The 26,452-nt window shown below is 58.6% G+C and carries 27 protein-coding genes; 14 read left to right on the top strand and 13 right to left on the bottom strand.

Going from position 1 to position 26,452, the window contains the following annotated elements:
- Nucleotides 1–7: 7 nt before the first annotated feature.
- On the top strand, nt 8–967 hold the full coding sequence (locus ABIB48_RS09560; protein ID WP_315915244.1) for a DUF2797 domain-containing protein: 960 nt from the start codon (nt 8–10) through the stop codon (nt 965–967).
- Between the two features lie 89 nt (nt 968–1,056).
- The gene (locus ABIB48_RS09555) at nt 1,057–1,332 is read left to right on the top strand and encodes a DUF3188 domain-containing protein (RefSeq protein WP_110105501.1); all 276 of its coding nucleotides are present in this window, start codon (nt 1,057–1,059) and stop codon (nt 1,330–1,332) included.
- Between the two features lie 105 nt (nt 1,333–1,437).
- Here ABIB48_RS09555 and ABIB48_RS09550 read toward each other — a convergent pair whose 3' ends face one another.
- Nucleotides 1,438–2,994 carry an MFS transporter gene (locus ABIB48_RS09550; protein WP_354212835.1) on the bottom strand — a complete coding sequence of 519 codons (1,557 nt, stop codon included), beginning with the start codon at nt 2,992–2,994 and terminating at the stop codon, nt 1,438–1,440.
- A gap of 79 nt (nt 2,995–3,073) precedes the next feature.
- On the opposite strand from ABIB48_RS09550, the gene ABIB48_RS09545 reads away from it, so the two are divergent.
- The 7 genes from ABIB48_RS09545 (at nt 3,074) to ABIB48_RS09515 (ending at nt 9,601) form a co-directional block, all read left to right on the top strand.
- Nucleotides 3,074–3,661 (top strand): TetR/AcrR family transcriptional regulator, encoded by a 588-nt coding sequence (locus ABIB48_RS09545; protein ID WP_110105503.1) that lies wholly within the window; start codon nt 3,074–3,076, stop codon nt 3,659–3,661.
- A gap of 38 nt (nt 3,662–3,699) precedes the next feature.
- Nucleotides 3,700–4,149 (top strand): FAS1-like dehydratase domain-containing protein, encoded by a 450-nt coding sequence (locus ABIB48_RS09540; protein WP_110105504.1) that lies wholly within the window; start codon nt 3,700–3,702, stop codon nt 4,147–4,149.
- A complete protein-coding gene (locus ABIB48_RS09535; RefSeq protein WP_110105505.1) occupies nt 4,149–4,586 on the top strand; it encodes a MaoC family dehydratase in 438 nt (145 codons plus the stop codon). Before ABIB48_RS09540 ends, ABIB48_RS09535 begins: the two co-directional genes overlap by 1 nt.
- Complete coding sequence (locus ABIB48_RS09530; protein WP_354212834.1) at nt 4,583–5,929, top strand: MFS transporter; 1,347 nt, start codon at nt 4,583–4,585, stop codon at nt 5,927–5,929. Before ABIB48_RS09535 ends, ABIB48_RS09530 begins: the two co-directional genes overlap by 4 nt.
- 6 nt (nt 5,930–5,935) lie before the next feature.
- Nucleotides 5,936–7,030, top strand: a complete 1,095-nt coding sequence (locus ABIB48_RS09525) for a UDP-N-acetylmuramate dehydrogenase (protein ID WP_315915248.1) — start codon at nt 5,936–5,938, stop codon at nt 7,028–7,030.
- 174 nt (nt 7,031–7,204) lie between these two features.
- On the top strand, nt 7,205–8,329 hold the full coding sequence (locus ABIB48_RS09520; RefSeq protein WP_110105508.1) for a fatty acid desaturase family protein: 1,125 nt from the start codon (nt 7,205–7,207) through the stop codon (nt 8,327–8,329).
- Nucleotides 8,330–8,458: 129 nt separating this feature from the next.
- The gene (locus ABIB48_RS09515) at nt 8,459–9,601 is read left to right on the top strand and encodes a winged helix DNA-binding domain-containing protein (RefSeq protein WP_354212833.1); all 1,143 of its coding nucleotides are present in this window, start codon (nt 8,459–8,461) and stop codon (nt 9,599–9,601) included.
- 45 nt (nt 9,602–9,646) lie between these two features.
- On the opposite strand, the gene asd is transcribed toward ABIB48_RS09515, so the two are convergent.
- The 6 genes from asd to ABIB48_RS09485 form a co-directional block, all read right to left on the bottom strand.
- Nucleotides 9,647–10,798 (bottom strand): aspartate-semialdehyde dehydrogenase, encoded by a 1,152-nt coding sequence (gene asd / locus ABIB48_RS09510; protein ID WP_315915251.1) that lies wholly within the window; start codon nt 10,796–10,798, stop codon nt 9,647–9,649.
- Nucleotides 10,799–11,000: 202 nt separating this feature from the next.
- Entirely contained in the window at nt 11,001–13,133 is a 2,133-nt protein-coding gene (locus ABIB48_RS09505; RefSeq protein ID WP_354212832.1) for a DUF4832 domain-containing protein, read from the bottom strand.
- Between the two features lie 104 nt (nt 13,134–13,237).
- Nucleotides 13,238–14,005, bottom strand: a complete 768-nt coding sequence (locus tag ABIB48_RS09500) for an NAD-dependent epimerase/dehydratase family protein (RefSeq protein WP_354212831.1) — start codon at nt 14,003–14,005, stop codon at nt 13,238–13,240.
- Between the two features lie 19 nt (nt 14,006–14,024).
- Nucleotides 14,025–14,969 carry a carbohydrate ABC transporter permease gene (locus ABIB48_RS09495; RefSeq protein WP_211315096.1) on the bottom strand — a complete coding sequence of 315 codons (945 nt, stop codon included), beginning with the start codon at nt 14,967–14,969 and terminating at the stop codon, nt 14,025–14,027.
- A 17-nt stretch (nt 14,970–14,986) separates the two neighbouring features.
- Nucleotides 14,987–15,937 carry a carbohydrate ABC transporter permease gene (locus tag ABIB48_RS09490; protein WP_110105513.1) on the bottom strand — a complete coding sequence of 317 codons (951 nt, stop codon included), beginning with the start codon at nt 15,935–15,937 and terminating at the stop codon, nt 14,987–14,989.
- A 3-nt stretch (nt 15,938–15,940) separates the two neighbouring features.
- A complete protein-coding gene (locus ABIB48_RS09485; RefSeq protein ID WP_110105514.1) occupies nt 15,941–17,254 on the bottom strand; it encodes an ABC transporter substrate-binding protein in 1,314 nt (437 codons plus the stop codon).
- A gap of 312 nt (nt 17,255–17,566) precedes the next feature.
- Between ABIB48_RS09485 and dgoD the strand changes: the two genes are divergently transcribed.
- Genes dgoD through ABIB48_RS09460 form a run of 5 tightly spaced genes read left to right on the top strand, consistent with a single transcriptional unit; the run spans nt 17,567 to nt 22,374 of the window.
- On the top strand, nt 17,567–18,712 hold the full coding sequence (dgoD, locus tag ABIB48_RS09480) for a galactonate dehydratase (protein ID WP_110105515.1): 1,146 nt from the start codon (nt 17,567–17,569) through the stop codon (nt 18,710–18,712).
- 3 nt (nt 18,713–18,715) lie between these two features.
- Nucleotides 18,716–19,636 (top strand): SMP-30/gluconolactonase/LRE family protein, encoded by a 921-nt coding sequence (locus tag ABIB48_RS09475; protein ID WP_110105516.1) that lies wholly within the window; start codon nt 18,716–18,718, stop codon nt 19,634–19,636.
- Entirely contained in the window at nt 19,633–20,538 is a 906-nt protein-coding gene (locus tag ABIB48_RS09470; protein ID WP_110105517.1) for a sugar kinase, read from the top strand. Before ABIB48_RS09475 ends, ABIB48_RS09470 begins: the two co-directional genes overlap by 4 nt.
- Nucleotides 20,538–21,188, top strand: coding sequence for a bifunctional 4-hydroxy-2-oxoglutarate aldolase/2-dehydro-3-deoxy-phosphogluconate aldolase (locus ABIB48_RS09465; protein ID WP_315915255.1), 651 nt, complete (start codon nt 20,538–20,540; stop codon nt 21,186–21,188). The genes ABIB48_RS09470 and ABIB48_RS09465 overlap by 1 nt, the downstream gene beginning before the upstream one ends.
- Nucleotides 21,189–21,231: 43 nt before the next feature.
- Entirely contained in the window at nt 21,232–22,374 is a 1,143-nt protein-coding gene (locus tag ABIB48_RS09460; RefSeq protein WP_170120916.1) for an ROK family protein, read from the top strand.
- A 38-nt stretch (nt 22,375–22,412) separates the two neighbouring features.
- Here ABIB48_RS09460 and ABIB48_RS09455 read toward each other — a convergent pair whose 3' ends face one another.
- From ABIB48_RS09455 to ABIB48_RS09430, 6 genes are all read right to left on the bottom strand, one after another.
- Nucleotides 22,413–22,601, bottom strand: a complete 189-nt coding sequence (locus tag ABIB48_RS09455) for a hypothetical protein (protein WP_110105520.1) — start codon at nt 22,599–22,601, stop codon at nt 22,413–22,415.
- A gap of 99 nt (nt 22,602–22,700) precedes the next feature.
- Nucleotides 22,701–22,868: a hypothetical protein gene (locus ABIB48_RS09450; RefSeq protein WP_170120917.1), complete on the bottom strand. Its 168-nt coding sequence runs from the start codon at nt 22,866–22,868 to the stop codon at nt 22,701–22,703.
- A 19-nt stretch (nt 22,869–22,887) separates the two neighbouring features.
- Nucleotides 22,888–23,466, bottom strand: a complete 579-nt coding sequence (locus tag ABIB48_RS09445; RefSeq protein WP_354212830.1) for a dihydrofolate reductase — start codon at nt 23,464–23,466, stop codon at nt 22,888–22,890.
- A complete protein-coding gene (locus ABIB48_RS09440) occupies nt 23,463–24,281 on the bottom strand; it encodes a thymidylate synthase (RefSeq protein WP_110105664.1) in 819 nt (272 codons plus the stop codon). Before ABIB48_RS09440 ends, ABIB48_RS09445 begins: the two co-directional genes overlap by 4 nt.
- Before the next feature lie 10 nt (nt 24,282–24,291).
- On the bottom strand, nt 24,292–24,747 hold the full coding sequence (locus ABIB48_RS09435; protein ID WP_502914121.1) for a GntR family transcriptional regulator: 456 nt from the start codon (nt 24,745–24,747) through the stop codon (nt 24,292–24,294).
- On the bottom strand, nt 24,722–26,380 hold the full coding sequence (locus ABIB48_RS09430) for a hypothetical protein (protein ID WP_354212829.1): 1,659 nt from the start codon (nt 26,378–26,380) through the stop codon (nt 24,722–24,724). Before ABIB48_RS09430 ends, ABIB48_RS09435 begins: the two co-directional genes overlap by 26 nt.
- Nucleotides 26,381–26,452 lie beyond the last annotated feature (72 nt).

The raw sequence follows: 26,452 nt of genomic DNA, 5'->3' as shown, positions 1-26,452 counted from the left end.
ACCGCCGGTGAGCGAGCAAGCCCCGCCGCTGCTGGTCAAGCTTGTCCAGCACCAGGGCGCTGCCTTGGTGCGCGGCGTGTCCTGGTCGGCGGAGGGGCCCTCACTGTCCCTCACCACGGACGACGGCGATGCGCAGCTGCCCTTGGTGCCGGGGCAGTGGCTAAAGTTTGAGGTGCTCCGTGGTGATGGCGTCCCGGCCCGGCATTGCTTGGGGTTCGCCTTGGTGAATGTTTCTGGACAGCCTCATCATGTCCCGTGCCCCACAGGCCAGCCTGCAGAGCGAGGTTTTCAGTGCGGTGCCTGTTTCGGGAAAGATGAAATGCGGTACATGCATGACTTTCACCGCAGTGGCATTGCCCCGCCCGGGCTGAAGACGTATCTGGCGCAGAGGCATTGGCTCTACATTGCCACCTTCGCGGACGGCACCACCAAAGTAGGGACGGCGTCCGAACCTAGCAAGTGGCGCCGGCTGGCCGAACAAGGTGCACTTGTGGCCCGCTACGTGGCGCTGGCCCGGGACGGGTCCGTGGTGCGGCATCTAGAAGACAGCGTCTCCACGAACCTGCCACCTACCCAATTTGTGCGTGGAGCGGCCAAGTTCGCGGCGCTCTTGCACCCCCGGCCACCCCTGCACCTGGAACAGACCAATAAGGCCATGGCCAGCGTGGTGCGTGATTACGTTGGCGGGCTGGCACTGGAGGGCTTTCATACTGTTGACGAGCAGTGGGAGCGGAGCGTATTTTCGGATGCTGTGGCGGGGCCGAGCCGGCGCGCAGCCTACCCGCAACCTCTGGATTCCGGCGCACACGGCATCAGGCTGGACTCCATGCTGGGTCTCACGGCCCTAGTTGGAGTCGATGATGTGGACGGGGAGTTCCTGCTGGATCTGGGCGCCCTGAAGGGCCGCAAGATTCGCTTCGGTGAGTATAAGAGCACGCTACCGGCGCTGCAGGAATCGCTCTTCTAATCGCTGGCCGCTCCCACCGCTCGCAAGCTCGTGGCGGGCCCCTCGCAGCCGTGGGCCCACTCGGGTTCCTGAACTGTAGACTTAGCCCTGTGCTAAACGACTTTTGGGAAACTGCTCCGCCCGCTTACAAATACGCTGTTTTTGCTGGCATGGGGCTGACGTTCATCGGCATTGTCATCATCATTCTCGGTGCCATTACATCCACCGCATCTATGACCTACATTGCGCTGCCCTTCATTGGCGTGGGACTGCTAGCTCACATGGCGTCGCTGGGACTGCGAGGACGCAACATCCGCAAGGAGCTCAAAGCCGGGGAAAAGCGCGAAGCCGCCAGAGAAGCTCAGAACCGTAACAAGAAGAAGTAATCCGGCAGCCAAGTAGATTCATCCGTGAGATAAGGTCGCTTTGAACACCCAAAGCGACCTTATCTCACGGATGAATTTCAACTCACGGCTGGCGGCAGTCAGAGCCTAGTGTTCCACAGACTCCGGGGCGCTCACAGCACTGCGCAGAGTCCACGCACACATAACAGCCGCGCAGACCATGAGCACCACGCTCACCATAGCCACCGTGCCTGAGCCGGAATCGAAGGCATGTTTGGCGGACTCCAGTAAGGCTTGTCCCTGTGGGGCTGGCAACGTGCCAGCAACATCGATGGCCCCGCCCAGGGTCTGCGAAGCAGTGTTGGAGTCGGCAACGGAAACGCCGTCCGGAATGAGAACGTTCATCCGGTAGGAAGCGGCAAGGATGCTGCCCAAAATGGCGGTCCCCAAAACAGAACCAACCTCATAAGCAGTCTCTGAGATGGCCGAGGCCGCACCAGCCTTGGCGGGAGGCGCAGCAGAGAGGATGAGATCGTTGGAGATAGTTTCCGCGGTTCCTACGCCAGCTCCGAGAACGGCGAAGGCGATCATGATGCCAAGAACTGAGCCATCGGTGTTCAACCACACAATCAAAAACGCTACGGCGTTCAGCGCCAACCCGGTCACTACCAGCCATGAAGGGCGGACGTAATTGGCTAGTTTCGCTGAGAGCAAGCCGAAGATGACGGTGATGGCAAGGCCAGGAACCAGCATGTAAGCGGCATGGGTGGGTGAGAGCCCCAAAACCAGCTGCAGATGCTGGGTGATGAAATACAAGAAGCCCACCAGTGCAAAGATGCTGAGCAAGTTGGCGCTCACACTGCCGCTAAATACGGGATTTTTGAACAGACTTACATCCATCATGGGATTCGCGCGGCGCATTTGGCGCCGGACAAAGACCACGCCTAAGCCAAGCCCCACCACAATCAGTGCCACGTTGATCACGGACAGGCCTGATTGGGCAATTTCCTTGATACCGAAGATTGTTGGAACCATGGTGCCGAAGGAGAGCAGAATGCTCCACACATCAATGGTGCCTGGGTTCGGGTCCTTGGATTCGGGCACAAAAATGGGGGCCAGAATCAGTAAGGGGATTAGCACGGGAACGCTCATGAGGAACACCGCACCCCACCAGAAATGCTCCAGGATGAAGCCGCCCACAATCGGCCCCAACGCCGCACCGCCGGAGAAGCCGGCTGCCCAAATGGCTATGGCTGTGCGTCGCTGGGCCGGGTGTAAGAACACATTGCGAATCAGAGACAGGGTTGCTGGCATCAGCATGGCACCAAAAAGACCCAACAAGGCGCGGTAGCCAATCAAGGCCCCTGCGCTGGGGGCAAAGGCTGCAAAAGCCGAGACCACAGCAAAGCCGGTGCTGCCGATCAGCAAAAGCTTCCGTCTGCCAAACCGATCAGTCATGCTGCCCATAGGAACCAGCAGCGCAGCCAGGATCAGGGGGTAAACATCAATGATCCACAACAGCTCGGACGCTGATGGGGTCAAGGCAAGGGAGATGGAAGGGATGGCAAAGCTCAGGACAGTGTTGTCCACGGAAACCAAGAGCACCGGGAGCATGAGCACAGCTAGAGCTATCCAAGCGCGGATGCCAGCGCGTGGAATGCTCGAGGAAGGACCGGTTTTTGGTGGTGTGGAAGTCAAAGCCATACCTCCTATTGTATACCGTCTGGACGGTCTACTGTACCGTCTGGACGGTATTTTGTGTCACTTCTTGTAAGGTGGTCACATGACTAAACAAACTTCGGCGCGGGAACGGGTCCTGGCTGCCTATGTTGACCTCCTGATCAGTGACGGTCCACAGGCTGCCACACTTGACGCCGTCGCCGCTTCCGCCGGTGTCTCCAAGGGCGGGTTGCTGTACCACTTCAAAAGCAAAGAAGCGCTCGTTGAAGGTCTCCTTGCTCAGCTTCGAGAATACGCCGAGCAGGACTTTGCGGCCATGGACATAGATCCCGAAGGATGCGCTAGCTACTATGTTCGCACCAGCGTCTTTGGTGGCACTGTTTTTGACCGGTGCATTGTTGCGGCCCAAAGATTGATCCAAAGCGACGAGGACAGCGTCCAGCAGGCCTTTGTTGACCTGCACGCCCGCTGGTTTGAGTTGATTCTCCGCGATATTGGTGACCCGGCGGTGGCCAGGGCCATCATGTTGCTAGGCGATGGCCTCTACTACAACGCAGCGTTGTTTGGCTTCCCAGCTGGTGTGAAAAATTTCCCCTCCGGTGTTCAAAAACAGGATCATGGGCAGGAAAACGTTGATCTTGATTCCTTGTTGTCAATCGTCGCCAAGATGCGCTCCGATGCCCGGTCTTAGTGTGCGTCCAGCGCCCTGCGGGCTATACCCTTAAGATCATGACCATCAACCCAGAGCTGCAGGGCCGCAGCTATTCACTCGGTGAACCGTACAGCGTTGGCAGGGAGTCCATTCGGGACTTCGCCAGGGCCGTCAAAGCCACCAATTCAGCCCATTTTTTCGTGTCCGAAGCCCACACCCTGGGCTACGCGGATCTGGTTGCTCCTCCCACCTACGCCATTATTGTGGCCCAACGTGCCGATGCGCTGTTGATCAACGATCCCGATTCAGGGATTGATTTCTCCCGCGTGGTCCACGCCGAACAGCGTTTCACGCATCACCGCCCCATTGTGGCAGGAGATGAATTGCTGGCGGAACTGCATGTTGACGGCGTCCGTGCTATGGGTGGAGGAGCCATGATCACCACCCGTGCAGAAATTTCGACGGCGGACGGCGAATCCGTTGCCACCACCGTTTCAGCAATCCTGGTTCGCGGGGAGGAGCAGTAATGAGCGCAACAGTAAACTTTGCAGATCTTGCCGTGGGCGCCCAGATCGGCGCACGCTCCCTTGAGATCAGCCGTGCAGACTTGGTCAAGTACGCCGGCGCCTCGGGTGACTTCAACCCTATTCACTGGAACGAACGCTTTGCCCGTGCGGTAGAGCTGCCAGGTGTCATTGCCCACGGCATGTTCACTATGGGTGCGGCCGTGCAGTTGGTGACCGACTGGATCGGTGACCCGGGCGCCGTTCTCTCTTATGGGACGCGTTTCACCAAGCCTGTTCCCGTTGCGGACCTCGATGGTGCGCCAGGAGCTCAGGTGGAAATTGTTGGTGTGGTGGGCGCTCTGGATTCCGACGCCGGGACCGCACGCATTGATCTCACTGTCACCTTGGATGGCCAGAAAGTTCTCGTCAAAGCCCAAGCAGTGGTTCGGGTGGCGTGAGTCAGGTTTCCGCTTGGCGCAACGGTGTCATCACCGCCTACGCCGGTTCCGGGTTGGTCTTCGCCAGCTGGGTTTCACGCATTCCCGCCATCCGCGACGACCTTGGGCTGACCCCCGGGGAGATCGGGCTGATGCTGCTGTGCATGTCGCTGGGATCCTTTGTCTCAGTGGCGGTATCTGGCCTGGTGGTGCTGCGCCTGGGCTCAAAACTAACTTCACGTGTTGGCAGTATTATCCAAACCTTTGGTGTCATTGTCATGGGTCTCGGTGCCACGGTTTTTTCAGAAACACTCGTGGTGGGGATTGGGCTGGTGTTCGTGGGCCTGGGAACGGGCAGCTGGAACACGTCCTCCAACATTGAAGGTGCAGCTGTTGAGCGGGCCCTGGGCCGGCACATCATGCCGCGGCTGCACGGCTCCTTCAGCATCGGCACCGTGGTGGGAGCAGGGCTGGGTGCGCTGGCCGCGTCCATGCACGTTCCCGTGGGCCTTCACCTGTCAGTGATCTCCATTGCCGTGTGCATTGCAGTTTTGATCGGCACCAGCCACTACCAAGCGGACAGGCTGAATTCCTCCTCCGGCACGCTGGTTGAATTGGACAGCTCAGGAGCAGTTCCCGGCACCGGGCCCCTTCCCGTCATCACCGCCGGAACCACTGGAGCAGGAACATCTGGAACTGCCACAACAGGCAGTGCCGCCACAGCAGGCCAGGCAAAAAAAGCAGCCGAGGCGAAAATGGCTGGCAAGGCGAAAATCGCCGCGGCCTGGCGTGACCCACGCACCTTGATGCTGGGCGCCCTTGTGCTGGGCCTTGGCCTGGCCGAAGGTGCTGCGGGGGACTGGGTGGCCCTGGCCATGGTTGACGGCTACGGATCAACGGCCGCGATTGGTGCTGTTGGTTATGGCATCTTTGTGTCAGCTATGACGGTTGGTCGCTTTGCCGGAACAGTGGTTTTGGACAAGTACGGCCGGGTGATTGTGCTCCGAGTTGGCGCGGCATTGGCTGTTATTGGGTTGGGGTTATTTGTCTTTGCGCCAACCGCCGAGATTGCGCTGGGCGCCCTGGTGCTGTGGGGTCTTGGCTCCGCGTTGGGCTTCCCGGTAGCGATGTCTGCTGCCTCAGACGATCCAGCCCACGCCGCAGCCCGGGTGTCAGTGGTTTCCACTGTGGGCTACGGCGCCTTCCTCGGCGGCCCGCCGTTGTTGGGTCTGCTGGCAGAGCACGTGGGTGTTCTGCATTCGCTGCTGGCCGTGCTGGTGATGCTGGTGGTTGCGTTCTTCCTCACCCCCGTGGTGCGCCGGCCCAAGTACCTGGACGAGGTCAAGCTCCCCGCAGGGAGATAGTGTGGAATGGTGAATGCGCAAAAGACCCTCAGCTCCCTGACCACCCTTGACGTGGGCGGCCCCGCCCGCACCTTTGTTGTGGCCACCACTGAAGCGCAAATTATTGACGCCGTCCAAGCCGCGGATCACGCTGGTGAGCCGCTGCTCATTATTGGCGGCGGTTCCAACTTGGTGGTGGCGGATGAGGGGTTCGAAGGCACGGTGGTGAAGATCGCCAGCGAAGGTTATGTGGCTGATTCAGAGGATTCCTGCGGCGGCGCCTCGGTGGTTGTTCAGGCCGGGCACAACTGGGATGATTTTGTGCATCAAACCGTTTTGCACGCATGGAGCGGTCTTGAGGCGCTCTCTGGAATTCCTGGTAGCACTGGTGCCACTCCTGTTCAGAATGTGGGAGCCTACGGATGTGAGGTGGCCCAAACCATAGCCGCCGTGCGCACCTGGGACCGGGAGAACAACGCCGTGCGGACCTTCACCAATCATGAACTCAACTTCAGCTACCGGAACTCGCTCTTGAAGTCCGCCACCCTTAACGGTTCTCCTCGCTTTGTGGTCCTCACAGTGGAATTTCAGCTGCTTTTGGGCCGGATGAGTGCGCCCATCAAGTATGCCGAACTGGCCAAGCGCCTTGAGGTGGAGCCTGGCAAGCGCGCCAACTCCCTCGAGGTTCGCCGGACCGTGCTGACCCTGCGCGCTTCCAAGGGCATGGTCCTGGACGCGGCCGACCGTGATACCTACTCCACCGGTTCCTTCTTCACCAACCCCCAGGTCGCGCCGGAGCTGGCTGCCGCCCTGCCCGCCGACGCCCCTCGCTGGCCGGCCGGGGAGCTGGTAAAGCTCAGCGCGGCCTGGCTGATCGAACAGGCTGGGTTCTCCAAGGGCTACGGCCTTGCCGGTGAGCTGAACCTCGCTGACGGGAGGTACGACGCCGGGACCCCGCCTCGTGCTTCCCTCTCCAGCAAGCACACTCTCGCCATTACGAACCGTGGCGGGGCTCGCGCCGAGGACATTTTGATGATTGCGCGGACGGTGCGGGACGGCGTCGTGCGTAAATTTGGTATCACTTTAGTTCCCGAACCGGTGCTGGTGGGCTGCTCGCTTTAGCGCCCTGCGTGGGCGAGCCAGCCCATTCGTGCGCCCACCCCATACCCCAGTAGGGGGTTAAGACGGCTCCCTGGTGTGATGTGGACTGCGGCATATTTTCCTAGTGTTAATGGAAAGATTCAGCTTTTTCTATTGACACGGTGTTCCTTCGGGTAGGCCAGTGTAAGGAGCCTCATGACGTCGGCAACACTTGATAGCCCGGAAGTACTGGACGGACCCTCCACAGTGAAGGTTGCCAGAAAGCGGCCTGTGCGTGACCGCCACACCACGGACTTCATCAAGCTCACTGAAGAGGTGCGTGCTACCGGCCTCATGGCCCGCGATGTCACTTGGTATGTGACCCGCTTCATCCGTCAAGGTATTGGCTACCTGATGGTCCTGGCACTGTTCCTGACATTGGGTCAGAGCTGGTGGCAGATTCTCACAGCCGTGCTGTTGGGCTTCATGTGCACACACACTGCCTTCATCTCTCACGATGCCGCACACCGCCAGGTCTTCGCCTCGGCTAAGAGCAATGCCTGGCTGGCCCGTATTGCCGGGAACCTCTTTGTGGGCATGAGCTACGGCTGGTGGATGAACAAGCACGGCAAGCATCACTTGAACCCCAACAAGATCGGTGTTGACGGAGACATTGACCCCGGGGTTGTGGTGTTTGATCCCGAAAACGCAGCCAAGCGCACCGGCTTCGCCAAGTGGTTTGCCGCCCGTCAAGGGTACTTCCTCTTCCCGCTGCTGACACTCGTTGCCCTGGATCTGCACGTTGCCTCCATCAAGCGCGTGCTTGACCGCAGCGAGATTGTCCCGCAGCGCAAGGCGGAGATCGGCTTGCTGGCTATCCGCTTGGTCATCCTGCCTGCTCTCACCATTGCCTTCCTCGGTTGGGGAATCGGCTTGGCCTTCGTTGCAGTGCATGTCATGACTCTGGGCTTCTACATGGGTGCCTCCTTCGCCCCCAATCACAAGGGCATGCCGCTGGTTCCCAAAGACGTGAAGATTGACTTCATGCGCCGCCAGACCCTGATGAGCCGCAACATTTCAGGCGGCTGGTGGGTTGATGCCGGAATGGGCGGTTTGAATTACCAGATCGAACACCACCTTTTCCCCACCATGTCCTCCAGGAACTTGAAGGCAGTCCAGCCCATGGTCCGTGCCTACTGCGCCGAGCGAAACATCACGTACACCGAAACCACCTTGAGCCAGTCGTACATGATCGTGATGCGCTATCTGAACCGTGTGGGTCTGGGCCAGCGTGACCCCTTCGAATGCCCCATCACAGCGAACATGCGCACCTCCCGCTAGTCCCCAGCCGCTCCCACCCCTCGCAAGCTCACGGCGGGTCCCTCGCGGCTGTGGGCCCAAGCGCTCCCACCCCTCGCAAGCTCACGGCGGGTCCCTCGCGGCTGTGGGCCCAAGCCGTAGAGTGGGTGAATGGCCCCGAACGTCACACCCACCCAGATCGCTCGGCTGCGGCTCGCCGCCCAAGGAATTATCACAACGTCCACCAGTCCCAGCCCGGGGCCGGTGGACGTTGTGCGTTCCCTGACAGCGCTCCAAGGTCAAGACTTCCCGGGAGCCCTGTGGTCCATTGGCCTGCGCTCACCCGCAAGTACCCGCGCCAGTGTGGAGGCCGCGTTCAACAGCGGCCAACTTGTTAGGTCCTGGCCTATGCGCGGCACCTTGCATGTGAGCGCCGCCGAGGACCTTGGCTGGATCCTCTCCCTGACGGCAGAACGCATGTACAAGAGCCTTGCCACCCGCCACCGCCAGCTGGACATTACTGCCTCGGACATCGCCCACGTGCGCGAGCTTGCCCTGGCGCTGCTGGAACGCTCAGGCGGAAAGGCCCCGCGCGAACAACTCCTAGCCGCGTTTGAACAGGCAGGGCAACGTACAAAGGACCAACGCGGCTATCACTTCCTGTTCGTGCTCTGCCTTGACGGAACCCTTGTCCAAGGGCCCATCAACCTGGGCGGCAATGGCAACGGACAGTACTTTGTCAGCGCAAAGCAATGGATTAGGAACCCGCGGGTACTGCCACGCGAGGCGGCACTTGCGGAGCTGGCCCTGCGATATTTCCGCGGCCATGGCCCGGCAACTATGAGGGATTTTCAGTGGTGGGCGAAGCTGACACTCAAGGACATCAACGCCGCTCTGGAGCAGCTCAAGGATCAGCTGGTCACGATCGAATGCAACGGCACACGCTATTGGCTGGCGCCGGAAACTGCGGAGCTGCTGGGCGGTAAGGGGCTGCGGGGGAGCGTTCCGGGGGCGCGCTCAGTGCTGCTGCTTCCCGGCTTTGACGAGTACCTGCTCGGTTACACGGACCGCAGTGCAGCCCTGGCCCCGCACCATGCGCCGCTAACTGTGCCGGGCAACAACGGGATGTTCAAGGCTACGGTGGTGGCCGGAGGGCAGGTCGCCGGAACCTGGCGCAAAGCGCAAAGTGCCCCCGAGAAACAAAGGCAACTGGCCAGCGTCGTGCTGCCGGAGCTTTTTGGAGAGTTGACACCAAACCAGCACAGGGCGCTGGCGACGTCAGCTGCGGCGTATGCCCGGTGGTTAAAGCCCTGAGCCTCCCCTGCGTGAATCACGGCGGGGAGGCTCACGGCGTAGGAGTTAGAGCGTGCCCACGGCGATCTTCAGCATGCGGCGCAGCGGCTCGGCGGCACCCCAGAGGAGCTGGTCTCCCACGGTGAACGCGCTGATGTACTCGGGGCCCATCTCCATCTTGCGGATGCGGCCTACCGGAATATCTAGCGTGCCGGAGGCGGCAACAGGCGTCAGATCTGCCATGGAAGCGTCCTTGGTGTTCGGAACCACCTTGGCCCACTCGTTGTCGTTGCCTAACAAGGATTCAATTTCAGCCACTGAGAGGTCCTCGCGAAGCTTCAGAGTGAGAGCCTGCGAGTGAGAGCGCATGGCGCCGATCCTTACGCACAGGCCGTCCATGATGACCTTATTCTCGGCAGTGGTGCCCAGGATCTTGTTGGTCTCAACCCCGGCCTTCCATTCTTCCTTGGACTGGCCATTGCCCAAATCAGCGTCAATCCAGGGAATCAGCGAGCCGGCCAGAGGGACACCGAACTGCGAGGAATCCACGCCCTCGCGCTGATGAGCCAGAACCTTACGGTCAATTTCCAAAATGGCCGAGGCCGGGTTGTCCAACTCGCTGGCAACCTCAGAGTTGAGCGTGCCGAACTGATTCAAGAGCTCGCGCATGTGGCGTGCGCCGCCGCCGGAGGCAGCCTGGTAGGTCATGGAGGTGCCCCATTCCACCAGGTTGTTCTTGAAGAGCCCGCCGAGCCCCATGAGCATGCAGGAGACGGTGCAGTTGCCGCCCACGTAGTCCTTCACTCCAGAGGCCAACCCCGCATCGATGACGTCACGGTTGATGGGATCCAGCACAATGATCGAATCGTTGTTCATGCGCAGGGTGGACGCTGCATCCATCCAGAGCCCGTCCCAGCCGCGGTTGCGCAGTTCGGAGTGTACGCGGGAGGTGTAGTCCCCGCCCTGGGCGGTGACAATAATAGGAAGTTTGGCCAACGTATCAATATCAAAGGCGTCTTCTAGATTGCCGGAATCACCGGCACCGGTAATGGTGGGGGCCGAGCCGCCAGCATTAGAGGTGGAGAAGAAGACAGGGTTGATATCGCCGAAGTCGCCTTCGTCCTGCATGCGCTGCAACAGAACGGAACCGACCATGCCGCGCCAGCCAACCAGTCCGACGGACGGATTGCTGGCAGAAGAAACGTTGTTATTGGTCATGCCTCCCAGTTTAGGCGGGAGGGGCAAATCGGGTGAAGTCGGTGTCACCACGTGAACACGTTCATGGCTGCGTTCCACCCTGCCAACAGCATGTGTCTTAAATACGGCTGGTGTTTGGCGCTGGGGTTTTAAACAGTGGGTGCGGGGGCTCAGAACAATTGTTCTGAGCCCCCGCACCCTGTTGACTAGGAGTAGCTACACATTAGTGGCTTGAGCTCCTGCGGCGGTTGAGCATGAACAGTGTGGCACCGGCTGCCAGCAACAGAGCTGCCAAGCCACCGATCCCCACATTCTTAGCACCAGTGCTAGCCAGATCATCGCCACCCGTGGCGGGCGCCGTAGTACTGGCCGCCGTGGTGACATCCGTTGCAGGAGTAGTCACTGTGGCCGCTGTGATAATCAACGGTGCACTAACCTGCTGCAGCTCACCATCAAAACCTTTACCGTCAATGATGATCCGGTGACTTCCTACAGGAACATTCGCCGGCAACTGCACGCTCAGCCGCACAACACCCTGAGCATCAGCAGTAGCCGTGCCCAATATCAACGGCTCCGAATGCAGCGTGAACGTTGCGCTGCTACCGGGCAAGAAGTTCTCACCGGTAATGACAAGCCCACCACCGGCGGCAACAGAATCGGCACTGAGATCAATCCCCGGAGTTGCCGGTTCCTGAGACGGACTCTGGCTAGCGGTGGGGCTAACCGAAGCCGTTACACTCCCAGTAGCAGTAGCAGTAGCAGTAGCAGTAGCGCTCGCCGAAGCACTCGGTGTAGCAGTCGCGCTTGGGCTGGCAGTCTCTGTGGGAGTTGTGTCCGGGGCGGCTTCTAACACTGTGGTGCCGAGCTTATTCCAGCCGGTGGTGCTGGGAGCGCCAGTCAACGCTAATTTGATACCGGGAGCATTGTTGCGAGTTTTGTCCACAATTGCAATGGCGAAGTCATAGCTCCCAGCGGGGACGTCGGTGGGTGCAAAAACGGTGCTTGTTGGGTAACTAGTTCCCTTGATCCAAGAGCCAGGATTAACGTCAGACTGTATCTGGTAGACAGGTTCGCCAGTGACTTTATTCAGCAGCGCGTAGGAAACCTGGTACTTGTTATTCCACTGTGGGTTGTCGTTAGGCATCCGGCCCCAAGCCGTATTGGTCCAACTTGAGGAGACTGTGGCCTGGCGTGCGCCAAAGGGAAGAACTGAAGGCATGTTTACGGTGCCAGGTGCTAGTCGGTAGCCGCCGTTGATGGCGAAGTCCTGCACCAAGTCAGGGTTGTCCACTACCCAAGTTTTCACGTCAGGCTCGTGGCGCAGATCCAAGTAGTTGGCGTGCAGTTGCTTGGCGTCGGCTACAACTCGCTCCAGCATGGGGCGGTAGGGCTTGGCTCCGGGGACCTTGAAGCTATCATCGCAGGAAGTCTCCCTGATAGTGAAGTTCTGGTAGCAGTTTTCCCCCACCAAAATGGTGTTCGGGAAGCGTGAAGAAATAGCATTTTTTTGATCCTGAGGGAACCACAGGGTGCTGCCCAAGCTATCGCGGCGCATGATGGATCCCTTGGCGATCTGCTGATCCAATTCTGTGTAGCTGAAGGCCGGAGCGAAGTTCAGCGCCAGTAGAACATGCGAGAAGGATTTGCGGTAGAGGTTACCCAACCATTGCAGGACCGGTTCGGCGCCAGCCGTGGGTCCAGCTTGGTAGTTGTGCATTTCTCCCCAATGCCCAATGGTGTTCGTATCGACAAAATCGACCTCTTCGGGATTATCAAAGCGTGCGCCGAAGGCGGCCATGAAGTTCTCAAACTTGGCCCGGAAAATGGCATTGTTCACATGCGGGGTTTTGAACGATGAATTTGAAGGGGCTCCGTAGCCTGTGGCTCCCGCATCAAAAACGAACTGGGGTGTTGCCTGTTGGTGGGTATCCTGGCTATCCACAAAAACTCGGAAAGCGAGGCGTTGGCCGTGGTCTTTGGCCTGCTTAATGAAGGATTTGAAGTTCTCGTCTACATCCCAAGCGTATTTCCCTTCCGCGGGTTCTAGACGTGACCACGGGATGCGCAGATATACCACGGAAGACGCAGCAGAGTTTGGTCCAACCTCGCCCCAAAATGCGTTGGCGTCTGCCAATGCGTGGTCAAACTCTTCGGCGTACGCCATCCAGCCCATACCCGGGTTGCGCAGGACGCTTGTCACATCGCGTTCAGGGGTAACGGTGGACATGGTGGCAACAGCGGGGGGAGCTGTTGAGTCAGCCAGCGTCGATGGGACGGCTACAGCAGCCTGCATGAACGAGCACGATATCAGGACGGCTGTCAGTGCTCCAGCCGCCTTCAAAAAGGGACGTTTCATAATCTTCCTATCTGTTATATTTCAGGTGAACCACGCCGATTGAACCAAGAGTCACTGGAGCACCAGCTAAGGGAATCGCATCGCTTTCGCAACGGAGATATCTGTTAGGTAGTGGAGAAAAGTTGGCATGCAGTGGATGCGGCCAGTGGCAGTTGGGTCGTGTCTACTTCCCAGCGATCCCGTGCCTCCCAACCAAGATCTTCAAGTGCGTTTTTGGTGTTCCAACGCTCCGTGGAATCAAGAGAGACGCCGTGGTAAATACCAAAGCCCGGGGATCGGTTCAGTGCTGCGTCGATCAGTGTCAAAAGATCTCCGGTGGAGAGCCACGTGTGAGCGTACTGCCGCTCTATCAAAGGCCAGCCGGTCAAACCAAGTCTGAGGCAGGAAACTGCGTCACCTTGTGCGTTTTGATGAAGGCGGGCCAAAGCCTCCACGGCGATTTTGCTTGCACCATAGGAGCAACAGGGACGTGGTGCATGGGCCGGATCAATGTGGTGAACTCCGTCCCGGTAGTCCAAACCGGTGGCATGAATGGAACTCGCAATCACCAGCTTCCGTACAGCAAATTCTCGTGCCGCGCTGAACAGATGGCTCATCATTGAGACGTTGCCAAACGCCTCCCCCACCGAGGCGGCAGGGGAGGCGTTGGCAGCCAGGTGGAGGATTGCGTGGCAACCCTCCACCGCAGACCGGGCGAAGTTTTGATCGGCGAGATCACCGACCACTACCTCGTCTTCTGTCTCAAAAATGGCCGGGTACGGATCGAGAACGGTTCTGGTGGTGATTCTGATCCGGTAGCTACGGCGCAATTGCTCTAGCAGTAGACGTCCCACCGTGCCATTTCCTCCAGTGAGGAGAAGAAGAGGTTTCAACGCTAAGGCTTCCTTTCGATTACTTGCTAATACCCACTGTCATTCCTTCAACAATGCGCCGGCCCAACCAAATGAACAGGGCCAGAACGGGGGTGACTACCATGACAATGCCAGCGAAGAGCCCGCCCCAATCGGCGCCATTGAATTGTGCCTGATCAAGGAAGGCCAACAGGGCGATCGGCAGTGTCCGGTTTTCTGACGTGGTCAGTAGTACCAGCGAGAACAAGGTTTCGTTCCAGCCGCTGATGACAGCCAGCATAAACGCGGTGACCAAACCAGAACGAGCCAAAGGAAGCACGATCTGGATAAAGGTGCGTATTCCGGAGGAGCCGTCAATAGCAGCGGCCTCCTCTATTTCTACTGGCAACGAACGGAAGAACCCAGCCAGCAGGAACACGGTAAAAGGAATACCGAGCCCCACCATCACTAGAATTAGCCCTTGAATACTGTTGATCATCTTCAGATGGGAGATGTCCTGAAACTTGGCCATCATGATATAGACAGGGACCAGCAGAACCTGACCGGGAACTCCCAGACCCAGCACAAACAGCAGGGTGAATGTGGAGGAGAGTTTACGGGTTGACTTGGCCAATACATATGCCGCGGGTGCGGCAATGGCAACCACCAGGAGCGAAGAAATTAAGGTGGCAATGACCGAGTTAATGGCGGCTGTGCCAAACCCCCCGGTATTCCATGCAGTGCTGTAGTTTTCCCAGAACGGGACCGCTGGTATACCCAGCGGGTCCCGAGCAATATCCCGCGTGTCACGTATGGAAGTGAGTACCATCCAGACCAGAAGGAAGATATTGAAAGCTACCAGCAGCCACACCACTGCCCTGCCCACGTAGCCGCCGAGGCTAATTCGGTCCTTCCGTGAGGACCTGCGCCGTGTGGGTGTCTTTGGAGTGTGGGAGGCCTTCGCCGTTTCAGTTCGAAGCGGGGGCTGAGTTATGACTTGGTTCACGAATTCAACCTTGCTTCCTAGATTTCAACGGCGTCGCGACGCAACATGCGGCGCAGCCCGATGGTGAGAACAGTGACGAGAACCAAGCTGACAATTGCTGATGCGGCAGAAATACCAAACTCACGATCGCCACCGCTGCCAAACGCCGCCTGGAAGACGTACAGGGCTGTTGACCAGGTGCTCGTGGGCGGTGGTTTTGCTGTGGAACCGCCGAAGACCAAAATCAGCTCAAAGACTTTCACTGAACTCATGGTCCACAAGACGGCACACACAGAAATAACATCCCAAGCAAGCGGAAGCGTCACGTGACGGAACTTGGTCCAAGGACCAGCGCCGTCCAGTCCGGCTGCCTCATAGTAATAGGCCGGGATTTGGTCCACAGCGGACATGATGATGGTGGTGAAGTAGCCGGTGGCACTCCAGATCATCACGATCATGATCATGTTGAATAGATTGTCTTGAGCCAGCCACTTGGGCGGATCCTGAACGCCTACCAGCAACAAGAGTTTGTTGACAGGGCCAGAAGGGCTGAAGAGGAAACCGGCAAAAATACCGAAGACCATGGCATTGATCAACGTAGGAAAGAACAAAACGCTGCGAACAAACTTCTTGCCCATCATGTCCCGCAGGATCATGGTTAGGCCAAAAGCGAAGACAAACGTCACGATTCCAACAATGAAGAGAATCTTCAAGGTGTTAATGATGGATCCAATGAAGACCGGATCCTTAGATAGCCGGATGTAGTTATCCAGGCCTACCCACTTGAGCTCGTTAATCCCATCCCATTCATTAAGGCTCAACCAGCCAGCAAAAATGATAGGAACGAGGTAAAACAAGATCATGAGTATCAGTGCTGGTGCCAACATTGGCCAGAACAGCCGTCGCCGGCTGCGTTCAATTGCGGACATGCCGGCACGTGGGCGTGCAGTGTTGCGCCCACGTGCCAGCGGAAGAACAGGGGTAGCCATCAGTTAGCCCTTGGCGTTCCAGTAGGCCACCATCGCGGACTTTGCTTCCTTGACATACTGCTCTGCTGTGAGCTTGCCCAAGAAGAGCTTCTCGAAGCTTGCGTTGAAGCCCTTGTCAGTGATGTCACCGGAGACTCCATCGTTGGGGAGCCTGGTGGGGTTCTCAGCCAGGATGGTGGCAACGTCCTTCAAAGTGGCGGGAGCTTCGACATCGGGGCGAGCAGAGAGGTTGTTCGCTACCGAGGAGATCTGGCCCATGCGGTCCTTGTTAGCGAAGTAGGCAATGAACTGCTTTGCTGCATCGGTGTTCTTGGCCTTCTTCGGCACTGCAAAGCCGAAGGCGATGGAGTCGTTAGCTGTAGAGGACGTTGCCGTAGTGGTGGGGAAGTTGAACGCGCCGTACTCAAAGCCTTCTGCGGCGTACTTTCCGGTTTCTGCCGGAGCCCAGCTACCCATCAGGTAGTAGAGGGCCTTGTTGGAAGCCCATGCGTTCTGCTGTTCAGGGTATTTGGAAGCGTCGTAACCCTTGATGATGTAGCCACTCTTGATGAGTTCTTCGATTTGCTTTGCAGTTTTCAGCACTGCGGGATCATCAAAGGATGCACCGGTCTTGTCTTCAACCAGCTTGGCGAAGGAACCGTCACCTGCATTGCGGTTCATCAGGTAATCAAACCAGTAGCTGTTGGCCCAGGTTGCGTCACCATCTGAAGCGATGCAGGCAATGTCAGCGGCTAGTGCTTTCTTGCAGTTATCCAGCAATTCGTCCCAAGTCTTGGGCGCGTCGGGAGCAACCTTGTTGGCCTTGTTGTAAAAGACTGACACGTTAGAAATGGTGTACGGCACCATGTAGGTTTTCACATCGCCACCATAGGTGGGCAGAACATCGAAGTACTTGGCCGGAATGACGTCGCCAACGGTTTTGCCGTCTTCGCCGGGGACGGACTCTTTGAGTACCGGGGCAAGATCTTCAAGCTGGTTTGTCTTTGCCAGGGTCGGGCCGAGGCCGTCGTAAGCCTGGTCAACAAGGTCTGGGACATCGTTGGAGAGCAGGCCGGCAGTGACTTTGTCCAAAACCTTGCGCCCTTGCCACTGAACGTTGACCTTGATCCCAGTGTCCTTCTGGAAAGCATCTAGGGAGGTCTTCAGGACCTCAGCCTGAGGCTCGGTCTCTGTCCACATGGACCAGTAGGTCATTGACTTCTCGCCGTCGCCACTGCTTACAGCGTCGGTGGTGGTGCATCCGGAAGCCGTGAAAGCGACTGAAGTTGCCAAGAGGGCGCCGGTGGCGAGTTTAAGCCAAGGCTTAATCTGAGTCATGGAGTGTCCTTCAAAGTAGTTGTGTGAGTCAGCCTCTGCAACATCGCTCGGCTTGTGCTGTGAGTATAGTCACAAGATACAGTAAGTTGTCAAATATAATTACACACTTACAAAAGTGAATCCTCTTGTATGGATAACATCTCCCGAGGCGGTTACAATCACCATGTAAGTGTCAATTCTTTTGACAATTCTTGATCTGGTGAGCCCAGAATGCCACATTCTGTGCCCGCCAGTGAGGACTGGCCGCACAAACTGGCCGTGCGAACTGTCCGCGCGGGCAGGACAGAAGCTCTTCTGACTAAGGGAATATGCGTGAAGATTACTAAGATAGAGACCTTTCAAGTTCCCCCACGCTGGTTGTTTCTCAGGATGGAGACTGAGAGCGGATTGGTGGGGTGGGGTGAACCCATTGTTGAAGGGCGCGCCGAAACAGTTGCGGCGGCAGTGGCTGAGATGTCTGACTACCTCATTGGCGAGGACGCCTCCACTATCGAAGACCATTGGCAGGTCCTGACTAAGGGTGGCTTCTACAGGGGTGGGCCTGTTCTTTCCAGTGCGGTGGCGGGGATTGATCAGGCACTGTGGGATATCAAGGGCAAAGCCTTAGACGTCCCTATCTATGAATTGCTGGGTGGTCCCGTGCGAGAGAAGGTACGCATGTATACCTGGATTCAAGGTGCCAGTCCGGAGGAACTGGCCAATTCCACCCGTGAAGCCATGGCTGAGGGTTTCACAGCAGTGAAATTCTGCCCGGCTGGCAAGCTGGCCCCTCTTGATACGGCAGCGAGCATTCGCAAAATGGTGAAATCACTGGCCGCTGTGCGCGAAGCAGGTGGCGAGGAACTTGACATCGCTTTGGATTTCCACGGCAGGTTCAGCCCGGCCATGTCCCGCCGGGTGCTGCCCCTCATGGAAGAATATTTGCCCATTTTCGCCGAGGAAGTGCTGGTTCCGGAACTCTCAGGTGATTTGTCCCTTATTGCTCAAGGTACATCCATACCGTTGGCGGTTGGCGAACGCCTCTACTCCCGCTGGGACTTCAAAACCGTTTTGGGTAAAGGTGTCAGTGTGGTCCAGCCAGATTTGAGCCACGCTGGCGGTATCTCTGAAGTGCGCAGGATTGCAGCCATGGCGGAAGCATACGGTGTTCAATTGGCGCCGCACTGCCCGTTGGGCCCCATTGCGCTTGCCGCGAGCCTGCAGGTTGACATTGCCAGCCCGAATTTCCTGCTTCAAGAGCAGAGCAGGGGTTCCGGGTATCAGGAAGGCCCGGACCTTTTTGACTACCTAGAGGAGCCAGAGGTCTTCAATATGGGAACCGGTTACATTGCTCGGCCAGTAGCCCCCGGGCTGGGTATCGGAATTGATGAAGAAAAAGTCCGGCATGCCGCGTTGAACCCGCATCGCTGGCGCAACTCCATCTGGCGCCAAAATGACAACTCTTTCCTTGAGTGGTAAGCCATGCCTCGTGAACTAACAGCGGTCTGCTTAGGTGGTCCTCGAGCGGAACTGGGTGAAACGCCTAGGGTTGATTCACGCACGGGTAAACTCCTCTGGACGGATATTACTGGCGGATTTGTCCATGTGGGTGGGGTAGTCGGAGACAGTTTTGAGTTAGAGCGCACCCTAGCCGTGGAAGGCATGGCCGGCCCGGTTACACCCCTGCCGGGGGAGGGTGCCGGCTGGGTGATGGCGCGTGAGAGCGAACTCGTTCACCTCGCCCAAGACGGCACAAGGTCAGTACTCGCCGAGCCGGAAGCCAACCGCCCAACAGCCTTCAATGACGGCGTAGCTGACACAGAAGGCAACCTGTGGGTCGGTTCCATGAGCAGAAACGGTGCCGCGGGACAGGGAAGGCTGTGGCGCTTTGACTCCAGCGGACATGGCACAGTGGCGCTGGGCGGGATCGGGATCTCCAACGGGCTGGACTTCACCGCGGATGGTCGCAGCGCCTACTACGTCGACACCAGTGCACGGACCCTACGCCACTTCGACATTGACCCGCGCACGGGGATCCAAGGTAGTACTACCCTTGTTTCGTTCGCTCCAGAAACAGGAGACCCAGACGGGCTGGTGGTGGATAACGATGGCTGCATTTGGGTGGCGCTGTGGGATGGGTGGGCGGTGCACAGGTATTCGCCCAAGGGTGAGCTTTTGGACGTAGTCCAGGTCCCGGCAGCCCGCCCAACAGCGGTAGCGCTTGTAGGGAATCTGTTGGTTATCACCAGTTGTAGCGGCTGGCTTGATGAAGGCTGGGAGCAAGAGAGCCCTGATGCCGGGAAGCTGTTCGGTGTCAACGTTGCTGTCTCCGGGCCCTCAGCACGGCCTTACCGTGGCCCCCTGAAAATCTCCCTCCAGAACGATCAAGAAAAGAAAAGATGATTGATGTAGTAGCTGTGGGCGAAACCATGGCTGTGGTTACCCCGACCTTGGCTGAGCCACTGGAAATGGCCTCCGGCTTTTCAGTGGAGACCGCTGGGGCAGAATCGAACCTTGCCCAGTGGCTTGCAGATTGGGGGCACAGCGCTGCCTGGGTCAGCCGGGTTGGCAATGACCCGCTGGGTCGGAGAATAGTGCGGACGCTGAAAAATCATGGCGTTAACACCACCTATGTAAGCGTGGATCCGCAGGCACCCACCGGTGTGATGTTCAAAGACCCCGGAATAAACTCAACCACCGTGCACTATTACCGTAAGAATTCTGCTGCTGCACTCATGGGCGCTGGCACGGTGGAATCTCTGCCGTGGGGATCGTTTCGTCTCCTACACCTCACCGGCATCACCCCCGCGCTGTCAAGCTCGTGCGCGGCCTTGGTCCAGATGCTCTTTGACCGGGCCAAGCGAGAGCGCGTACCGGTGTCCTTCGATGTCAATTACCGGCCGGGGCTTTGGGGTGTCCAGGACGCACAGGCGGTTCTACTGAACTATGCACGGCAAGCTGATTACACCTTCGTTGGATTGGATGAAGCACAGGTACTGTGGCCAGGACTCGGATCCGCGGACGATGTGCGCGAACTGATTCCAAATGCGGGGACGCTGATTATCAAAGATGGAGCCCTAGGAGCTACTGAGTTTAACAGCCAAGGCTCCACCTTCGTCCCGGCGCCGCTTGTTCAGGTGGTCGAGGCAGTGGGTGCTGGTGATGCGTTTGCGGCGGGTTACCTTTCTGCCGTACTCGAAAATGGACAGGCCCTCGAGCGGTTGCAAAGAGGACATCAATTCGCGGCGCGGGCGCTCGCCAGTACCCTTGACTTTCAACCCTCGAGTAAAGAAGGCAGTAAGTAGTGAGTAATCAGTTCTTTGACCAGATGTTCGCCAGCACCCCCGTCATGGCAATTTTGCGAGGCTTAGGAACACAGCGAACCCTGGAAGTAGCCACTATGGCGTGGAATGTTGGCGTGACCTCGGTGGAGATACCCATCCAAACTACTGAAGACCTCAAAGCGCTGAAAGCGCTGGCCTTGGCCGCTGAAGATCGCGGACTGGTGGTGGGCGCAGGAACGGTACTCAACCGCACCCACGTAGAACAAGCTAAGGACGCTGGTGCGGCATTCACCGTCAGTCCTGGCGTGAACGTGGATGTGATCCAGGCATGCGCCGATGCTGGTTTGGCTCACTTGCCCGGAGTGGCTACCCCCAGCGAGATCCAAGCGGCCATGAGTCAGGGCCTGGAATGGGTCAAAGCCTTTCCCGCTAGTGTGTTGGGAGTGGACTGGCTAAAAGCCATGGGAGGGCCCTTCCCCGGCATTAAGATTGTTTCCACCGGCGGTATGGACGCCCACAATGCCCGTAGCTTCCTGCTCGCAGGAGCCCGGGTTATTGCAGTAGGATCCGCATTGGAAGATCCACAACAACTTGGACAGCTTGCGGAGCTGATGCGCGAAAGGGCTGACATGCCTGAAACTCTTTCAACGGATAGCAATAATGGTCACTGAAGGGGGCTCTCTGAAAGGGCTTCGAGCCACTAACACCCGTCAAATGGTGGAGTTGTTATTGATTGACGGCCCGCTCCACCGGGCCGAGTTGGCTCGGCGTATACGCACATCGCGAACAACCATCACCAACATCACCAATGAGTTGTTGGAGAGAAACGTGGTGCTGAACCTCAAACCGGAGCAAAAAGCGACTCGCGGGGGGCACGAACTAGTAGCTATCAACCCGTTGGCAGGGTTTAGTCTTGGCATTGATTTCACTCTTGAGCAGGTCGCCATTAGCGCCTCTGACCTCTCCGGAAATACGGTGTCAGAAACTATCTTCGCGGTGGATGCGCAGAGCACTGCCGAATCACGGGTTGTGGCTGCTGCTTCTGCGCTGGAAACGTTATTGGATGAGGCAGGTATTGACGGCACCAAGATCGTGGGGGTCGGTGTAGGTGTTCCGGGACAAATTGACAGACGCACCGATATGGTTGGCGTTTCCCTCCCGGGACAGCCATGGTCAAAGCTAGATGTACGCAGTATTTTGGCCCACCATCTGCCCTACCAGATTTTTGTGGAAAACAATTCACGCTTGGAAGGCTTCGCTGAAAAACGGTGGGGTGCCGGCCAGCACAGTGCGAATGTCTTGTACTTGAGTTTTTCCAGCGGAGTGGGCATGGCGTTGTTCGCGGAAGATCAGCTCTTTCGAGGAAGTATTGGCGCGGCCGGGGAAATTGGACACATGTCCACAGACATCAACGGCGCAACCTGCCCCTGCGGCAACCGTGGGTGCTTGGTGCTGCGCACAGGAACGGCCCATGTGCTGTCATTGTTGAGTCCTGTCTTGGGAGAGAATGCGGACTGGGCGCACGTGCTGGAGGAGACCACAAGGTCTAATCCCAGCTGTCTGGCAGTCCTGGACGAAGTTGGCGCCGTGGCGGGCCGGTTCTTGGCGGGGATTGCCAATTTGCTCGATCCAGAGCTAATGATCATTGGCGGCGAGCTTGCGCAGGCGGGGGAACCGTTCATGGCTCCGCTCATAGCAGCCCTGAAAACTCATACACTCCCGCTGACAAGTTCTCACGTCGCCGTGGTACAGGCTGCTTTGCCTCCCGGTGCAGCAACAGGTGCCCGGGGTGGCGCTGCGCTGGCCATCATGGAAATGGCAAAAACGTCAACGATTGACACATTGGGATATCTCTAAGGCCCACTGAAAAATCTCGCCAGTACCGGAACCGCGCATTACTCAGTGGGCCGGGGGAGACCGCGCTGATTGCGAAGGCGCGCTGCTTTTGCTTCCTTGATCAGCTCCCGCAGGCCAAGAACAAAGAAGAGGCCTAGGCCCCCCAGCAGTAGCAACAACAACACCACGCCAATCCAGTCAGATCCGCTAGAAGGCTTCACCCCGGCATGCGCTGAGCCTGCAATCATAGCCCAGCTCAAGGCAGTAAATGCTAGGGCTCACATTCCTGTCCAGAGTACGTGGCCAAGCACTGAAGTCAGAGGAATGCGGCCGGCCCTGCTAGCGCCTTATTCTTCCGGCAGATAGCTATAGAGCTCGCCATTAGCGCCTTGCGCTAAAATCCTTTTTTCGCCGGCGGCGAGAGCTTTCGCATACTGATCCATGGCAGCGATGTCTCGCAACTGCTGATCGAGGGTTTCTTTGCGAAACCAGAACTTGATCGTGCGCAATACCACTGTGGCGGCCTCCTGAAGGCTATTCCGGGGCTTCGAACTCAGTTTCACCCTTAGCCCACAGGGTGATCCGGTATTCAGTGCCGTTCTTCGAGGTGTGCCAGCCTTCCGCCGGGGTTGCGCCGCGGAACGCCCACTCGCTGCCCAATACGGGCGCCTGCGTGTCTCCGGTGACGTCGGTGTTGATGACGGTCACCACAGCCACATTGCAATGTTCGGAGGTCTGTTCAAAGATCTGGCCGCCACCAATGACCCACACCTCATTGCCGCCGGGGGAAAACTGAGCCTCAACCAGGGCCTCCTCTACCGAGTCAAGCACGACGGCGCCGCTCGCCTCAGGTGTTCCCGCCCACCCCTGCCGGCGGGTCACCACAATGTTAGTGCGATCCGGCAAAGGGCGGAACTTATCCGGGAATGACTCCCACGTTTTGCGGCCCATGACCACGGGGTGGCCCAACGTGACCCGCTTGAAGTGAGCCAGATCCTCGGGCAAGTGCCACGGCATGCCGCCGTCGGCACCAATCACACCGGTGTTGGTTTGGGCCCAGATCATACCAACAATGGGCTGGGTGAAACGGTAGGTGGCGGGTAGTTCTCTCATACGGCTATCGGTGCCTTAATCGCGGGGTGGTGCTGGTAGTCAACCAGTTCAAAGTCTGCAAAGTCGTAGTCAAAGATGGAATCAGGTTTCCGGGTGAGGCGCAGTTTTGGGTACGGGAACGGCTCACGGGAAAGCTGCTGGGCCACCTGCTCCACATGGTCGTCGTACACGTGCACGTCGCCGCCAGTCCAGATGAATTCGCCCGGGTCCATGTCCAGCTGTTGGGCCACCATTAAGGTCAAAAGTGCATACGAGGCAATGTTGAAGGGAACGCCCAAGAATGTGTCTGCCGAGCGCTGGTAGAGCTGGCAGGAGAGTTTGCCGCGGCCATCCTCCGTGGGGGCAACATAGAACTGGAAGAAGGCGTGGCACGGCGGCAGCGCCATGTTTTTGAGCTCGCCCACGTTCCAGGCCGAGACAATGTGCCGGCGTGAGTCTGGGTTCTGACGCAGCGACTCCATGACAGTGGCAATTTGGTCAATGTGTTCACCGTCTGGTGTGGGCCATGAGCGCCACTGGACGCCATAGACGGGACCCAGCTCACCGGAATCGTCCGCCCATTCATTCCAAATCTTCACACCGTTTTCCTGCAGCCAGCGCACGTTGGAATCGCCGCGCAGGAACCACAGCAACTCCATGGCGACCGACTTGAAATGCACCCGCTTGGTAGTGATCAGCGGAAAACTCTCACTCAGGTCGAACCGCAGCTGGCGGCCAAAAACACTACGGGTGCCGGTGCCTGTGCGGTCCGACTTCACGGTGCCATTGGCCATCACGTCGCGGAGCATGTCTTCGTAGGGCGTCTCAATAGTCACGCGCACCAGTCTACTTGGATCGCTGGCTGAGGCGACCCTGGAGCAGTGTGATGAGCATCTTCCCCTCCAGCCCGGCCCGTGTGCCCTCGTTGATGAGATGGTCCACGGCGGCCATTACTTCGAGCGCCCCTGGCGGTGGTTGCTCCTGTGGCGGGCTTCGGTCTTGGCCGCTCGCGTCCGGTTCCTCGTGCCGAGGCTCCGCCACCACTGTTCCCTGGCGCCGGTTCGTGGCGACGAGTCCCGTGCCCTCGAGTTCCTTATACGCCCGGGCCACGGTTCCCGCAGCCACGCCGAGGTCTGCGGCGAGGCTGCGGACAGTGGGCAGCCGGGTCCCGGGCACCAAGTGGCCTACAGCAATGAGCGAGGAAATCTGCCGCTGGATTTGTTCATACGGCGGAGTTGCCGTCTCCAGATCAATGACTATGCCGGCGTCCATGAGGCTACCGCTGGCCCGGACTCGCGCCATGGGGGGCAAGTTCGGCAGCGTCCAGGCCGAAGTCCGCAGGGGTGAGCTTGCGGATGGGGTAGATGGCAAGCAGCACGCCAACCACCAGGCACAGGGTGCCCCAAGTGCGCATCTCGAAACTCGGGGCCGAAGGTAGAGGTGCCAGCGGCATCATGATCAGCACCATGCCGAGGGTGGCGTACCAGCCACCGGTGATGGTTCTGGCAATCCTGAACAGGGACCGGCGGCGCAGGGCCTCATCCAGGACCCGCGGTGCGTCTGTCAGGGGTGGGCGGGCGAGCACAAACCTCAGTGCGGCGGCGCCGGACAGCAAAATGGCCAGGGCCATGGCGCACGGGATGAGGTACATGGCTGCCGGGGTGTCGAGACCATCCCAAGTGTTCCGCCCGCCGGTGATGCTGACGTGGCGTGCGTGCAGAACCGCCAGCAGCAAGCCGACGGCGCTAATGGCAAAAGCGGCATACAGGGGCCAGAGGATCGCGTGGCGCAGTGGTGTTCGTGGTGTTGCGGCCGTGGTGTAGTTGCGCCGCATCACCACCTCCAGCCAGAGATACGCCAACGGCATCAGCACAAAAGGTGTCAGGAACGGGCCCATACTGCCGAGCCAAAAACGTAAGGCGTATCCCAAGAGCGCACCGATAACAGCCGTGGGGGCCAACAGCACGTACGTGGTTCCGCTGAACCTTGATGCGGCCAATACATTGCCCAGACCTGATTCAGCAGTGCGGCTGAGCCCGAAGATGCCCCGGTAATCGGGATCATTTGGCGCTGGTTCCAGTGCGGGTGGTTTCCAAAAGAACATGGTGACCAGAACAGCCATGTTGACAAGGCCCAGCCAGTTTACAAACGAGTCGATGTCAGAGCCGGGGACCGGCTGGATCAGGTAGTTGCCGGCCACTGCGGCCAGCCCTGAGGCAACCGTTGCCGAGACCCGCAGCAACCTGTTCATACCGATGATCCGCAACGTCTTGTTTTGCTCGGCCGATAAGTTGGCTAGGGATCGCCGTGAGGCAACAAGGCGCATAACAAGAAGTGTCCCGGTGCCCAGCGCAGCCAGGGTGAGGGACAATGCCAACGCGAGGGGTCCGCCGTCGATCCTTCCCGTGGTCCACGCCCCGACTGCACCGGGGACCGGCGCGTTCACTGCCTCGAATCCACCGGCCCTGGCCACGAAGGGGATCACGGCGGCTGTGGCGAGGAAGATGGCTAGCGTGGTCCAGCCGAGCGCCGTCGGCACGTAGTCGCGGACGCGGCGGAATTCCAAAGCGGCCACCCGCTTGGCGGACTTTGGCGCCGGCCACGTAGCCTGCCCGATGGCGTGGACGGCAATGATGGCCAGTACGGGTCCCAGAAGTGACGGCCAGGGAGTTACGGACCAAGGGCTGTTGTGGGCGTTCGGTTGGGCGAAGTTGTACAGGCCGGCGCGGCCGGCGCTGCCCAGGCTGCTCAAGGCCCACGCAATGACGCCAGTCCAATAGGCGTGGTTGCGCACATGGTCCAAGGATGGGCCGTTGCGGGGTGACCAAACGGCGAAGCGCAAGACGGAGTAAATAACAACGCAGAGCACTGCAAGGGGCAGGCCGAATGACACCAGCCCCTCCATAAACGTAGGTGCGAGTGGATTCGGATTCATGATTCCCCCATGACTCGACAATCTTTGTACCGAGTGTACGGTACAAAGATTGTCCGGGGGAAGACTATGACG

It is taken from the genome of Arthrobacter sp. UYCu511, assembly GCF_040547105.1.
GTDB classification, from domain to species: Bacteria; Actinomycetota; Actinomycetes; order Actinomycetales; family Micrococcaceae; genus Specibacter; species Specibacter psychrochitiniphilus.
Note: the sequence above shows the minus strand (reverse complement) of the source record. Positions and strands in the feature narration are given on the sequence as shown.

What these genes read in the sequence shown, in the direction of transcription:
- ABIB48_RS09550 (WP_354212835.1), bottom strand. Translation starts at nt 2,994, where the DNA reads ATGGCTTTGACTTCCACACCACCAAAAACCGGTCCTTCCTCGAGCATT.
- ABIB48_RS09545 (WP_110105503.1), top strand. Translation starts at nt 3,074, where the DNA reads ATGACTAAACAAACTTCGGCGCGGGAACGGGTCCTGGCTGCCTATGTT.
- ABIB48_RS09540 (WP_110105504.1), top strand. Translation starts at nt 3,700, where the DNA reads ATGACCATCAACCCAGAGCTGCAGGGCCGCAGCTATTCACTCGGTGAA.
- ABIB48_RS09535 (WP_110105505.1), top strand. Translation starts at nt 4,149, where the DNA reads ATGAGCGCAACAGTAAACTTTGCAGATCTTGCCGTGGGCGCCCAGATC.
- ABIB48_RS09525 (WP_315915248.1), top strand. Translation starts at nt 5,936, where the DNA reads ATGGTGAATGCGCAAAAGACCCTCAGCTCCCTGACCACCCTTGACGTG.
- ABIB48_RS09520 (WP_110105508.1), top strand. Translation starts at nt 7,205, where the DNA reads ATGACGTCGGCAACACTTGATAGCCCGGAAGTACTGGACGGACCCTCC.
- ABIB48_RS09515 (WP_354212833.1), top strand. Translation starts at nt 8,459, where the DNA reads ATGGCCCCGAACGTCACACCCACCCAGATCGCTCGGCTGCGGCTCGCC.
- asd (WP_315915251.1), bottom strand. Translation starts at nt 10,798, where the DNA reads ATGACCAATAACAACGTTTCTTCTGCCAGCAATCCGTCCGTCGGACTG.
- ABIB48_RS09505 (WP_354212832.1), bottom strand. Translation starts at nt 13,133, where the DNA reads ATGAAACGTCCCTTTTTGAAGGCGGCTGGAGCACTGACAGCCGTCCTG.
- ABIB48_RS09490 (WP_110105513.1), bottom strand. Translation starts at nt 15,937, where the DNA reads ATGGCTACCCCTGTTCTTCCGCTGGCACGTGGGCGCAACACTGCACGC.
- ABIB48_RS09485 (WP_110105514.1), bottom strand. Translation starts at nt 17,254, where the DNA reads ATGACTCAGATTAAGCCTTGGCTTAAACTCGCCACCGGCGCCCTCTTG.
- ABIB48_RS09475 (WP_110105516.1), top strand. Translation starts at nt 18,716, where the DNA reads ATGCCTCGTGAACTAACAGCGGTCTGCTTAGGTGGTCCTCGAGCGGAA.
- ABIB48_RS09470 (WP_110105517.1), top strand. Translation starts at nt 19,633, where the DNA reads ATGATTGATGTAGTAGCTGTGGGCGAAACCATGGCTGTGGTTACCCCG.
- ABIB48_RS09460 (WP_170120916.1), top strand. Translation starts at nt 21,232, where the DNA reads ATGGTGGAGTTGTTATTGATTGACGGCCCGCTCCACCGGGCCGAGTTG.
- ABIB48_RS09455 (WP_110105520.1), bottom strand. Translation starts at nt 22,601, where the DNA reads ATGATTGCAGGCTCAGCGCATGCCGGGGTGAAGCCTTCTAGCGGATCT.
- ABIB48_RS09445 (WP_354212830.1), bottom strand. Translation starts at nt 23,466, where the DNA reads ATGAGAGAACTACCCGCCACCTACCGTTTCACCCAGCCCATTGTTGGT.
- ABIB48_RS09435 (WP_502914121.1), bottom strand. Translation starts at nt 24,747, where the DNA reads ATGGCGCGAGTCCGGGCCAGCGGTAGCCTCATGGACGCCGGCATAGTC.
- ABIB48_RS09430 (WP_354212829.1), bottom strand. Translation starts at nt 26,380, where the DNA reads ATGAATCCGAATCCACTCGCACCTACGTTTATGGAGGGGCTGGTGTCA.